Here is an 11,754-nt window from a genome sequence, read left to right as displayed (position 1 = left end):
ATTCATTTGCAATGCATCGTTCGATATCATCGATGAATATCCGTTTCCCTCGGGAGGGTTCCACCATGGAAATCCGCCAGCTCCGCTATTTCCTCGACATCGCGCGCACCGAGCACCTGACCCAGTCGGCGCAGAGCCTGTTCGTCACCCAGTCCACGCTGTCGCACGGCCTGCGCCAGCTGGAGCAGGAGCTGGGTGTGGCCCTGTTCGACCGGCTGGGCCGGGGGCTCAAGCTGTCGCAGGCGGGCGTGGCCTTTCGCACCTACGCCGCGCGCGCGCTGCAGGAGATTGAGGCCGGCCGCATGGCGCTGGCCGACATGGGGGCGCTGAAGTCGGGCTCACTCACCGTGGGCGTGATCCCGACCTTCTTGCATACGCTGGTGCCGGCGGCGGTGGCGGCCTTCAGCAGCGCGTACCCGGGCGTGAACGTGGTGGTGCGTGACCTGCGAGCCGGGCCCATCGAGGAGCAGCTGGTGGAGGGGCAGCTTGACGTGGGGATCGCCTTTTATCCCACCGAGCGCGTCGAGATCGAGACCGAGCCTTTGTTCGAGGAGCGGTTGCAGCTGGTGGTGAACCGGGACCACCCGTTGGCGCGACGGCGTACCCTGGCCCTGAAGGACCTGGCTGGGGTTCCGCTGGCCATGTTGCCGCGCGCGTTCACTACACGGCGCCTGATTGATGAGAGCCTGCGGGCTGCCGGGGTGGTGCCTTTGGTTCGGGTGGAGATGGAGTCGGTGGAGGGCTTGCTGGCTGTTTGCCGTTGGGGGGATCTGGCGAGCATTGCGCCGGAGCGGGCTGCTTTGCAGGCGGCGGATCTGCACTCGATCAATCTGCATTCGCCGGGGATGGTGCGGCATGCGGGGATTTTGTGGCGCAAGGGGGCTTCCAGGAGTCGGGCGGCTTTGGAGTTTGCTGCTTTGTTGAGGCCTTGATTTTTGGTGGTGGTTGCTTCTGTGGTTGTGTTGAGGGCGGAGGCCGGGGTGTGCGCCCGGCGGCGCACCTACTGTTCTTTTGCTTCGCCAAAAGAAAGTAGGCAAAGAAAAGGCGACCCCGCTGCCCGTGTCCCCCTCGCACTGCGTACGAGGGGGCAGCCTGCGATGCTCGGGCCTGGGGTGCACCGCGGAACTCGCTGCGTTCCCCCTTCGGGCGAACTCCGCTCGGACAACCGCGGTGAGTCAGTTCACGATGCGCGTGTCCTTCGGCACGCGCTCACCCCAGGCCCTGCGCTTCTCGGCACGGTCAGAAGGGGGTGGGAACGGGCTCCACACGGGCCTTTGCTTCGCTCGGCCCCGTTGCGCCTCGCTGCGCTTTGGCGTCGGCAGCGCGCAGCGCGTCCCCGACCCCAGGCGCAGCTGCGAAGCAGCAGCCGTCTCTGACCCCGCTCCCCACCCCTGCTGGCTGCGCCGAGAAGCGCAGGATCTGGGGTGGGTGCGTGTGCCGAAGGACACACGCACTTCGTGATCTGGCTTGCCGATGCTGTTTGAGCGGAGTTCACCCGCAGGGGGAACGCAGCGAGTTCATCGGCACCACCCCAGATCCGAGCATCGCAGGTTGCCCCCATCGCCCACCGGGCGATGGGGGACGCAGACTGGGGGTCGCCTTTTCTTGGCCCACCTTCTTTTGGCGACGCAAAAGAAGGTGGGTGCGCCGCCGGGCGCACATCCCGGCCTCCGCCCTTCAAATCAAACACGCAGCAACCGCCGCCAAAGATACTCAAGGCGCCGCTGTCTTCGGCTCAAAGTCGCAATACTGCGCCACCACACACTCCCAACACCGCGGCTTGCGCGCCACGCACACATACCGCCCCAGCAAAATCAGCCAGTGGTGCGAATCCACCGCATACGCATCCGGCACCCGCTTCACCAACTGCAACTCCACCGCCAACGGGTTCTTGCCCGGCGCCAGCCCCGTGCGGTTGCTCACGCGGAAGATGTGCGTATCCACCGCCATCGTGGGCTGGCCGAAGGCGACGTTGAGGACCACGTTGGCCGTCTTGCGGCCCACGCCGGGCAAGGCTTCGAGCTCCTCGCGCGTGCGCGGCACCACGCTGCCGTGCTGCTCCACCAGGATGCGGCAGGTGGCCAGCAGGTTCTTCGCCTTGGTGCGGTACAGGCCGATGGTCTTGATGTAGCCCTCCAGCCCTTCGAGCCCCAGGTCCAGGATGGCCTGCGGCGTGCCCGCCACCGGAAACAGCTTGCGCGTGGCCTTGTTCACGCCCACGTCGGTGGCCTGGGCCGAGAGCAGCACGGCGGCCAGCAGCTCGAACGGGGTGGTGTACTCCAGCTCCGTGTTGGGCATGGGGTTGGCGGCCTTGAGGGCGGCGAAGAAGGGTTCGATCTGCTCGGTTTTCATGGTGGGGAGGGGCCGTTGTTCTTGTCGGGTGCTGCATTGTCCCGCAGTGGATTCTTCACGGCGATTTGACGGCCGCAGCGCGTTTCTTTACAACGAATTTATACCGCGCTGCCTAGACTGCAAGCCATGTTTAACCCACTGCCTACCGCCGGCTTGGAAGCCGCCTGGCTCCCTGGCGCAGGCCCCCGCATGCTGCACCCCAGCCTTTCCCTGGTTTCGCTCCACCGCGTGGCGCTCGGCGCTGTTGCCCAAGACAGTCCGGATGACCTCGTGGTCCTTCCCCTGCGGTTGTCCGGCGCCGACGTACCCGCAGTGCGGCGCACCCTGCACCACATCCTGGGCCCCCGGCTGGCCTGCTACCGCATCGGGATGGACGTCGCGCGCCACGGCATCAGCGCCCACATCCACCTGCGCAGCAGCGAGCTGGCCACCTGCATGGCCCTGCTCACGGCCGGCATGCCACAGGCCGAGTTCGGCCGCATTGAGCGGCTGACAGGCGCAAGCACAAACACAAGCACAGGCACCCCATGCGTGGTGCATTGAGGGGGCTGCCTTCTGCACCACCCACCAGCGGCCCCATTGGTCTGGGCACGCTGGGGGATGCGCCTGCACTCGATGCCCTGGAGCGCGCTGCGTTCACCGGCGACCGCATCTCCCTGTCCAGCTGGCGGCGCCTGCTGCGCAGCCCGTCGGCCCGGGTGCTGGTGGCCCGCGATGGCGCAAGCGAGTGCGCAGCGGTGCCCGGCGCCTGCGTGGTGCTGCTGCGCAGAGGCACCTTCGTCGCGCGCTTGTACTCGCTGGCCGTCGCACCGCAGGCGCGCAACAGTGGGCTGGCCAGCGCCTTGGTCACCGAGGCCCTGGCCCATGCGCGCCGCGCAGGCTGTGCGCTGCTGCGGCTGGAGAGCTGGGCCGACAATGCCGGCGCCCACCGCCTGTTCCGGCGCTTCGGCTTCGTGCCTTCGGGCCGCAAGATCGCCTACTACGAGGATGGGGCCGACGCCATCTGCTTCCAGAAGGACCTGTTCGACGACAAGGGCCAGGGCGCGCATCCGGTGCTCCGCAGCGCGCGGCACTACGGGCAGACGCTGGACTTCACCTGCGGCCCGTGCGCGCTGCTGATCGCCATGTCGGCTCTGGACCCTGCCACCGTGATGGACCAGGCCGCAGAGATCCGCCTGTGGCGCGAGGCGACCACGGTGTTCATGGCAGCGGGCCACGGCGGCTGCGGTCCGTTCGGGCTGGCCTGTGCGGCGCTGCACCGGGGCTTCGATGTGTCGGTGTATGCCGCAGCGGGCTCCTCGCTGTTCATGGACAGCGTGCGCGAGCCGCACAAGAAGCGCGTCATCCAGCGCGTGGAAGACGACTTCCAGGCCGAGCTGCTGGCGCGCGGCGTGCCTATCTTCGCGCTGCCGGTGTCCGCCGAGGGGGTGATCGAGCAGTTGCGCCTGGGCCATGTGCCCATCGTGCTTATCAGCCTCTGGCGGCTGCACCGCGAAAAGTCGCCGCACTGGGTGGCGATCGTCGGCTTCGATGGCGCAGTGTTCCGCGTGCTCGACCCCATGGCCCGCTCCGGCGAGAGCGACGGCGGCATGTCGGTGAGCCTGGCCGAGTTCAAGAAGATCGCCCGCTACGGGCGCCGCCGCCAGACGGCGGCCGTCATCATTGCAAGCAAGAAAGAAGTTTCCCCGTGTCCTCAGAACATGTGATCGTGGTCGAAAAGCGCTCCGACTTCCGCTGGAGCGACCCCGGCGTGAAGATCGTCACCGCCGAGGAGTTCATTGCCGAAGGGCCCCAGGCGCGCAGCCGGGTGCGCAAGGTCACCAACCTGTGCCGCAGCTACAGCTACCTGGGCATCGGCTACTACTGCTCGCTGCTGGCCGAGGCCCGCGGCGACCGGGTGACACCGGGCGTGGAGGCCATCCTGGGCCTGGCGCGCGGCAAGGCGCGGGCGGCTTCGATCGCGGTGCTCGACCGGCTGGTCGGCCCGCTGCCCGGCATACCGCGTTCGGTCAGCACCCTCACGCTGCAGGTGTTCTTCGGGCGCACCGAGGATGCTGAATTCGCGGCCCTGGCACGCAAGAGCTTCGAGCTGTTTCCCTGCCCGCTGCTGGAGATCGTGGTCGAGCGCTGCGATGCTCCGCAGGGCTGGCATGTGGCGGCCCTGCAGGCGCTGGACCCGCGTGGCGTGGACGCCCACCGCGACGAGGTCTTCACCGAGGCGCTGGGCCACTTCACGCGGCGCAGCTGGCGCCCGGTGGCGGCCGTGGCCGCGCCGCGCATGGACCTGGCCATCCTTCACGACCCGGCCGACCCGCTGCCGCCGTCGAGCGCAGCCACGCTCGCCAGGCTCATCACCATCGGCGACAGCATGGGCATTTCGGCCGAGCTGATCGAGAAGAAGGATTTTTCGCGCCTGGCGCAGTTCGACGCCCTGTTCATTCGCGAGACCACGGCCGTCAACCACCACACCTTCCAGTTTGCCAAGCGGGCGGTGGCCGAGGGCATGCCCGTCATCGACGACCCGGTCTCCATCCTGCGCTGCACCAACAAGGCCTATCTGGCCGAACTGCTGCGCGGCCACGGCATTGCCACACCGCGCACGCACATGCTCAGCCGCCGCACGCTGGCCGACTTTCAGCATGGGCTGGCCTACCCGGTGGTGGTCAAGGTGCCCGATGGCTCGTTCAGCCGCAGCGTGAAGAAGGCCGACCACTTTGCGCAGCTGCAGGAGATCGCGCGCGAGATGCTCAAGGAATCGGAAGTCATCCTGGTGCAGGAGTACATGTACACCGACTTCGACTGGCGCATCGGCATCCTCGCGGGCCAGCCGCTGTTTGCCGCCAAATACTTCATGTGCGACGGGCACTGGCAGATATTGCAGCACGGCGACAACGGACAGTACACCGAGGGCCGCACCCTGGCCGTGGCCCTGCCCGAGGTGCCACCCCATGTGCTGGCCGCTGCCACCGCCGCAGCGCGCCTGGTGGGCGATGGCTTCTACGGCGTGGACCTCAAGTGCAACGCCAGCGGCGCCCATGTGATCGAGATCAACGACAACCCCAACCTGGATACCGGGGTGGAAGACGCCATCGGCGGCGATGCTGTGTACCGCCGCCTGCTGGGCCATCTGCTCGGCCGCGTGGAGCAGCGGCTGCACCGGGGGCAGGGCAGCGGGGTCTGCGCGCCGGAGGGGCTGGTGTTGGCAAGCACAAGCCGCATGGTGCAGCACGCTTAGAGCGGCTAACAAAACTCTTCTGACGTCGTTGCTGCGTCTTGTCGTACTACTCGTACTGCCTGCGACGCAGCGCCTAGCCAGAACCGCTTCGCTGAGTTTTGTTAGCCGCTCTTAGCCTGCCCGGTGCCCGTCGATCAGCTGCCCGCGCAGGAATTCGAGGAACATGCGCACCCCTGCCGGCAGGGTGCGCCCGCCCAGCGTCTGCACCTCCACCGCTCGGGCGCTCATGCCGGGCTCGCGGATCTGGGCGGCGTGCAGTTCGCCGCGCTGCACGCGGTCGCGCACCGTCACCTCGCCCGATATCGACAGTCCGCCGCCGTGCAGCACGAAGTGCGTCAGCGTCTCGAAGTGGTTGCACACCAGCACCGGTTCGAACACCAGGCCGCGCTGGCTGCAGCCGATGTCGAACAGCTGGCGCACGGTGTTGTCGCGCTCGGGCAGGGCGATGGGGTGGGGGTGCATCTGTGCCAGGGTGATCGATTTGAAGCGCGCCAGGGCATGGTCGGGCCGCATGATGGCGATCACCGGTGAGGCCTCGCGGTGCTGCACGCTGATGTCGCGCTCGGCCGCGCGGCTGTAGGTCAGGCCGATGTCCGCGTCGCCGTGCAGCACCGCCGTGGTCACCGCCGCCGGGCTGGCCACGCGCACGTGGAACTGGATGCCCGGGTACTGCGTGCGGAACTGCGCCATCACGCGCGGCAAAAACTCGATGGCAAAGCCCGCCGAGCTGCACAGCCGCACCAGCCCGGTGTGCAGCCCCTGCAGCGCCTTGATGTCGGCAACCACGCGGTCGGCCTCCAGGGCGCCGCGCCGGGCATGGGCGGCCAGCATCTCGCCGGCCGCACTGGGTGCCATGCCGCGGGGGCGCCGGTCGAACAGCGGCACGCCCAGCAGGTCTTCGAGCGCTGCGACCTGCCGGCTCACGGCCGAGGGCGACACATTGAGCCGCGTGGCCGCCTCGCTCACCGAGCCGCTGCGCACCACCTCCAGAAAATAGCGCAGGGCCGTGTCCTGCAGGCGGCTGGAGAGCATGGGTGGCCTCTGGTGGTTTGCGTAAAACGCAAGGGTAACCTCAGAAATCGTCGATTGCAGAAAAGCAGCAGCCTGCCTATGCTGACTTCGAAATGACTTATTCGAACGCAGCCGCCACCATGCCCGACTTCTCCAGCCTGCCCGCCACGGGCATCGCCCCCAGCGGCATCGTCGCCCATACGGCCACGGGCCTGTCGCGCGCCATCCATGCCCGCGAGGTCTCGTGCGTGGAGGTGCTTGATGCCTACCTGGCCCAGGTGGACCGCCTGAACCCCGTGGTCAACGCCCTGGTGGCCATGGCCGACCGCGGTGCGCTGCACGCCCTGGCGGCAGAGCGCGATGCGCAACTGGCGCGTGGCCAGAGCCTGGGCCCGCTGCACGGCATGCCCCAGGCGCCCAAGGACATCGCGCCCGCGGCCGGCATGGTCACCACGCGCGGCTCCCCCCTCTTCGCCGGCCAGGTCACCACCACCGATGCCGTGGTGTTCGAGCGCATGCGCGCCAGCGGTGCGCTCTTCATCGGCCGCACCAATTCGCCCGAGTTCGGCCTGGGCGGTCACACCTATAACCCGGTGTACGGCACCACGCGCAACGCCTTCGACCCGGCGCGCTCGGCCGGCGGCAGCAGCGGCGGGGCAGGGGTGGCCGTGGCCTTGCACATGCTGCCCGTGGCCGACGGTTCGGACATGATGGGCTCGCTGCGCACACCGGCCGCGTTCAACAATGTGTATGGCCTGCGCACCTCACCCGGCCTGGTGCCGCACGGGCCGTCGGAAGAAGTGTTCTTCCAGCAGTTCAGCGTGACCGGGCCCATGGCGCGCAACATCCCCGACCTGGCGCTGCTGCTGTCGGTGCAGGCCGGTTTTGACGAGCGCCTGCCGCTCACGCGCCGCAGCGACGACGTGGCCGCCTTCGGCCAGCCGCTGGAGCGCGACTTCAAGGGCACGCGCATCGGCTGGCTGGGCGACCTGGGCGGCTACCTGCCCACCGACCCAGGCCTGTACACCACCTGCGAGAAGGCACTGGGCCATTTCCGCACCGTGGGCTGCACGGTGGAGAAGGCCGTGGTCGACTTCGACCTCACGCAGTTGTGGAATGCCTGGCTCGACCTGCGCAGCTTCAGCGTGGCGGGTGCCAATGCGGCGCTGTACCACGACAGTGCCAAGCGCGCCCAGCTCAAGCCCGAGGCCGTGTGGGAGATACAGCGCGGCTTGGCGCTGACTGCCATGCAGGTCTATGACGCAACGCGCGTGCGCACGGCCTGGTACCAGGTGCTGCGCGGACTGTTCACGCGCTTCGACTTCCTGGTGCTGCCCGCGGCCCAGGTGTTCCCTTTCGATGCCAGCCTGGACTGGCCGCACGAAGTGGCCGGGCGCCGCATGGACACCTACCACCGCTGGATGGAGATCGTGGTGCCCGCCACCATGGCCGGCCTGCCCGCACTGGCGGCACCTGCAGGCTTTGGTCCCGAGGGCCTGCCGGCCGGTCTGCAGATCATGGGCCCCGCGCAGTCCGACGCGGCGGTGCTGCAGATCGGCCATGCGTACGACCTGGCCAGTGGTTACTCGCGTGTGCACAGTCCGCTGCTGCGCTGATCGGTTGCCGTCGTTCTTCGCCCCCCCATCCCTTCGTCCTGTTGCTCCTGGAGATGTTCCCGATGCCGATGCCGCGTTCCCGTTTCCTGTCGTGTCTTGTGGCCGGTGCAGCCGTGCTGGCGGTGCCCGCCGTAGCGTTGGCGCAGCAGGGCTACCCTGATCGCCCCATCAAGCTCGTCGTGCCATTCGCACCCGGCGGCGCCACCGACATCCTGGGGCGCCTGCTGGCCACCTCGATGGGCGAGCGCCTGGGCCAGCCCATGGTGGTGGAGAACCGGGCCGGGGCCGGCACCGTGGTGGGGGCCTCCATCGTGGCCAAGGCCCCGGCCGATGGCTACACCCTGCTGCTGGGCGCCAACACCACCTTCACGCTGAACCCCGCCATCCGCAGCAACCTGCCGTACGACCCCGTGCGCAGCTTCACGCAACTGGGCCTGGTGGCCGACATGGGCCTGCTGCTGGTGGCCCACAACGACACGCCCGGCAGCACGCTCAAGGAGGTCATCGCCCAGACCCGGGCCGCGCCCGAGAAGTTCTCGTACGGCTCCTACGGCACCGGCTCGTCGGTGCACTTCGGCGGCGAGGTGCTCAAGTCCACCACCGGCGCGAAGATGCTGCATGTGCCCTTCAACGGCAGCGCGCCCAACCTCACCGCGCTGATGGGCGGGCAGGTGCAGTTCGCGGTCGATACGGTGGTGGCATCCACCCCGCTGATCAAGGCCGGCAAGATCAAGCCCATCGTGGCCCTGGGCGCGCAGCGCCTGGCCCTGCTGCCCAACGTGCCCACCGTGGCAGAAAGCGGCTACCCCGGCTTCGACATGGGCTCGTGGTTCGCTTTCGTCGGGCCCGCCGGCCTGCCCGCGCCCGTGCAGGCCAAACTGGAGAAGGCCCTGGCCGACACCATGGCGTCGGCCGAGTTCAAGAAGAAGCTGGTGGACATCGGCCTCACGCCCTCCTGGTCCAACGGCGACGGCCTGCGCGCCCGCATCGAGCGCGAGCTGCCGGCCATGCGGGCCGTGGCGGCCAGGGCGGATATCCGCAGCGACTGATTGCGCAACGGGGGCGGGAAGGGCGGTCGCCGCTCGCTCCCCGGACGTGGTGTTTGGCGACGGCTTGCGGCATTTCATCGCAACGCAGTTTGCTGGGCCCACCCGCCTGCCTACAGTGCCATCAAACCGCCGCCGTGGCGGTCCTTGAAGGCACACCATGATGAAGACACTGTTCCAGACCCTTGCCGCCGCCGCCCTGCTGGGCCTCGCCGGCCAGGCCGGCGCGCAACAAGCCGGTTACCGCACGCTGACCGTCCCGGGGGATGCGCCCATCAGCGTCGCATTGTTCTACCCCACGGCCGCAACCGCCCGCGCCCTGCCCATGGGCCCCTGGCAGCCCGTGGTGGCGCCGGGCGCTCCTGCGGGGCAGGCGCCGCTCAAGGGATTGGTGCTGATTTCGCACGGCACGGGCGGCTCCGAGGTGGGGCACCACAACCTGGCCACCCGGCTGGCCAGGGATGGCTACCTGGTCGCGGCCCTGCGCCACCCCGGCGACAACTGGCAAGACCGCTCCATGATCACCTCCGGCCACTACTTCGGCGAGCGCCCGCGCCAGGTCAGCCGGGTGCTCGACGCGCTGCTGGCCAGCCCCGAATGGGGCAGCCGTATCCCGGCGGAGCGCATCGGCGCGGTGGGGCATTCCGCCGGGGGCTATACGGTGCTGGCACTGGCCGGGGCCGAGGCTGAGCCGGCGCGCGCGGCCAAGCACTGCGCTACCGTGCAGGACGACCCGGGCTTCTGCTCGCTGGCCAAGGGGTCCCCGGCAGGCGCTGCCACTCCTACCGCCAGCGGCAAGGGCGTTGCGCCAGACGCCCTGCGCGTCTCGGTGCCCGACCGCCGCATCCGCGCCGTGGTCGCCCTGGCCCCCATGGCCGTGGTGTTCACCCCCGAGAGCCTGGCGGCCATCACCGTGCCGGTGCGCGTCATCGTGGCCGAGCGCGATGTGGTGCTGGTCGGCAAGTACCATGGCGGCCATGTCGTCGCCCACCTGCCCAGGGCCCAGGCCAGCACGGCAGCGGGGGCAGGGCACTTTGCCTTCATGGCGCAACCGTCCATGCCGCTGCCGTCTGATGCGGGCGATGCCGCTGCCAACCCGCCGGGCTTTGATCGCGTGGCCTACCAGCCGCAGCTGGAGAACCAGGTGGCGGAGTTCTTTGCGCAGCAGTGGCGGTGATAGTCTGCTCCAAGAGCAGCCAACAGCGCCCACTACGCCCAATACGCCCTGCAAGTAGGACTTACATTGCGAGGCGTTATAAACCAGGGAGCACCAGACCACCTACACCACTTCATGCTGCCGCCCACCGCGCCTCCGTCTACCGTCTTTTCCACGGATGCCTTCCCCGAGGACAACCGCTTCGATGCCTGGCGGGACAGCATCTCCGTGCTGTTCGACGTGGTGCCGCACTCGCGATTGCGCCCCACGGACTTTAGTGCCTCGGTGGCCGCCACGCACCTGGGCGAGCTTCTGGTCGGACAACTGCATTTCAGTGGTCAGCAGTTCTCCCGCTCTCGCGCCCGCATGGCGCGCGACGGGCTGGACCACTACCTCGTACAGTGGTATCGCAACGGTGGCTTTGTGGGCCAGCTCGACGATGGCAGGACCGATATCCATGTTCAGGCTGGAGACATCGTGGTCTTCGACCTGCAGCGCAGCCAGCACACCCACGCCCAGGCCTCCGATGTGATGACGCTGGTACTGCCGCGCGAGCGCATGGACGAGTACCTGGGGGCGTCCGCCAGGCAACTCCATGGTACGGTGCTCCCAACCGGAGCCGGTCTGGGTGGGCTGCTGTCGGACCACATGGATTCGCTCCTGCACCGCCTGCCCACCCTGAGCGCCCAGGACGCATCGACCGTCACCAGCATCACCTCGCAAATGCTCGCTGCATGCCTGGGGCCTGCGTTGAAGAAATCGACTGGCAGCACATCGGTGGGCTTCGCGCTGCAAGCGTCGCCGCAAGCCCTGCTGGAATGCATACAGCGGTACATCGGTCACCACCTGGGCCGCCCGCTCAGTGCCGAAAGCCTTTGCGAGGCCTTTGATCTCTCGCGCGGCAGTCTGTACCGGCTTTTCGAGCCCTTCGAGGGCGTATCCCGCTACATTCAAAGCCGGCGACTGCAGCGAGCCTTCCACCTGCTGCTGAGCCCCGCCAATCTTCGTCTGGGCATTGCGGAGATCGCTGCACGCGTGGGCTTCGCGAGCGAAGCCCATTTCAGCCGTGCATTCCGGGCGGCGTTTGGCCAGCGACCCAGCGACGTCCGGGCCCTGTCCCGGCACGGCGGCCTCACCAGTGCAGCACACGCGCAGGTGTCCACCGAGTATGCCCAGTGGGTGCGTTACCTGGCAGTCTGAGATCGTTTTTCAACCGCAAGTAAGACGCCTCAACCGCTTTGCCCGGTGGCGTGCGCCGCTTCGATGTCGCCCCCGGGGGCTGGAACGCCTGGACAAGTCGGCGAGAACGCCGAGTCAAGTGGGACCTGAATGTCCGCC

General features: G+C 68.3%; 10 protein-coding genes. 8 read left to right on the top strand and 2 right to left on the bottom strand.

Translation table 11 applies throughout. From position 1 onward, the window contains the following. Positions 1–65: 65 nt before the first annotated feature. Positions 66–932 carry a transcriptional regulator CynR gene (cynR, locus tag ACSQ9E_RS18315; protein ID WP_436218756.1) on the top strand — a complete coding sequence of 289 codons (867 nt, stop codon included), beginning with the start codon at positions 66–68 and terminating at the stop codon, positions 930–932. Between the two features lie 781 nt (positions 933–1,713). Here cynR and nth read toward each other — a convergent pair. Continuing rightward, the gene (gene nth, locus ACSQ9E_RS18310; protein WP_436218755.1) at positions 1,714–2,352 is read right to left on the bottom strand and encodes an endonuclease III; all 639 of its coding nucleotides are present in this window, start codon (positions 2,350–2,352) and stop codon (positions 1,714–1,716) included. A 270-nt stretch (positions 2,353–2,622) separates the two neighbouring features. Between nth and ACSQ9E_RS18305 the strand changes: the two genes are divergently transcribed. The 3 genes from ACSQ9E_RS18305 to ACSQ9E_RS18295 are packed head-to-tail and all read left to right on the top strand — an operon-like array spanning position 2,623 to position 5,587. Beyond that, positions 2,623–2,895, top strand: coding sequence for a hypothetical protein (locus ACSQ9E_RS18305; protein WP_157421791.1), 273 nt, complete (start codon positions 2,623–2,625; stop codon positions 2,893–2,895). Then, positions 2,880–4,058 carry a GNAT family N-acetyltransferase/peptidase C39 family protein gene (locus ACSQ9E_RS18300; RefSeq protein WP_436218754.1) on the top strand — a complete coding sequence of 393 codons (1,179 nt, stop codon included), beginning with the start codon at positions 2,880–2,882 and terminating at the stop codon, positions 4,056–4,058. Before ACSQ9E_RS18305 ends, ACSQ9E_RS18300 begins: the two co-directional genes overlap by 16 nt. Continuing rightward, positions 4,040–5,587: a RimK family protein gene (locus tag ACSQ9E_RS18295; protein WP_436218753.1), complete on the top strand. Its 1,548-nt coding sequence runs from the start codon at positions 4,040–4,042 to the stop codon at positions 5,585–5,587. The genes ACSQ9E_RS18300 and ACSQ9E_RS18295 overlap by 19 nt, the downstream gene beginning before the upstream one ends. Positions 5,588–5,698: 111 nt before the next feature. On the opposite strand, the gene ACSQ9E_RS18290 is transcribed toward ACSQ9E_RS18295, so the two are convergent. Next, positions 5,699–6,619, bottom strand: a complete 921-nt coding sequence (locus ACSQ9E_RS18290; protein ID WP_436218752.1) for a LysR family transcriptional regulator — start codon at positions 6,617–6,619, stop codon at positions 5,699–5,701. Positions 6,620–6,738: 119 nt separating this feature from the next. On the opposite strand from ACSQ9E_RS18290, the gene ACSQ9E_RS18285 reads away from it, so the two are divergent. The 4 genes from ACSQ9E_RS18285 to ACSQ9E_RS18270 all read left to right on the top strand — a co-directional run bounded on the left by ACSQ9E_RS18285 (position 6,739) and on the right by ACSQ9E_RS18270 (position 11,616). Further along, positions 6,739–8,214, top strand: a complete 1,476-nt coding sequence (locus tag ACSQ9E_RS18285; RefSeq protein WP_436220234.1) for an amidase — start codon at positions 6,739–6,741, stop codon at positions 8,212–8,214. A gap of 62 nt (positions 8,215–8,276) precedes the next feature. Beyond that, complete coding sequence (locus ACSQ9E_RS18280; RefSeq protein ID WP_436218751.1) at positions 8,277–9,263, top strand: Bug family tripartite tricarboxylate transporter substrate binding protein; 987 nt, start codon at positions 8,277–8,279, stop codon at positions 9,261–9,263. Positions 9,264–9,423: 160 nt separating this feature from the next. Next, positions 9,424–10,437 carry an alpha/beta hydrolase family protein gene (locus ACSQ9E_RS18275; protein WP_436218750.1) on the top strand — a complete coding sequence of 338 codons (1,014 nt, stop codon included), beginning with the start codon at positions 9,424–9,426 and terminating at the stop codon, positions 10,435–10,437. Between the two features lie 114 nt (positions 10,438–10,551). Continuing rightward, on the top strand, positions 10,552–11,616 hold the full coding sequence (locus ACSQ9E_RS18270; RefSeq protein WP_057201147.1) for a helix-turn-helix domain-containing protein: 1,065 nt from the start codon (positions 10,552–10,554) through the stop codon (positions 11,614–11,616). Positions 11,617–11,754: the final 138 nt, after the last annotated feature.

The organism is Acidovorax sp. LjRoot118 (genome assembly GCF_964253575.1).
Lineage (GTDB): Bacteria > Pseudomonadota > Gammaproteobacteria > Burkholderiales > Burkholderiaceae_C > Acidovorax.
The sequence above is the reverse complement of the archived record's forward strand: the minus strand, read 5'-3'. Positions and strand labels throughout refer to the sequence as shown.

Excerpts from the sequence above, each read along its gene's own strand:
- ACSQ9E_RS18300 (WP_436218754.1), top strand. The coding sequence starts at position 2,880 with ATGCGTGGTGCATTGAGGGGGCTGCCTTCTGCACCACCCACCAGCGGC.
- nth (WP_436218755.1), bottom strand. The coding sequence starts at position 2,352 with ATGAAAACCGAGCAGATCGAACCCTTCTTCGCCGCCCTCAAGGCCGCC.
- ACSQ9E_RS18275 (WP_436218750.1), top strand. The coding sequence starts at position 9,424 with ATGAAGACACTGTTCCAGACCCTTGCCGCCGCCGCCCTGCTGGGCCTC.
- ACSQ9E_RS18285 (WP_436220234.1), top strand. The coding sequence starts at position 6,739 with ATGCCCGACTTCTCCAGCCTGCCCGCCACGGGCATCGCCCCCAGCGGC.
- ACSQ9E_RS18270 (WP_057201147.1), top strand. The coding sequence starts at position 10,552 with ATGCTGCCGCCCACCGCGCCTCCGTCTACCGTCTTTTCCACGGATGCC.
- ACSQ9E_RS18280 (WP_436218751.1), top strand. The coding sequence starts at position 8,277 with ATGCCGATGCCGCGTTCCCGTTTCCTGTCGTGTCTTGTGGCCGGTGCA.
- ACSQ9E_RS18290 (WP_436218752.1), bottom strand. The coding sequence starts at position 6,619 with ATGCTCTCCAGCCGCCTGCAGGACACGGCCCTGCGCTATTTTCTGGAG.
- cynR (WP_436218756.1), top strand. The coding sequence starts at position 66 with ATGGAAATCCGCCAGCTCCGCTATTTCCTCGACATCGCGCGCACCGAG.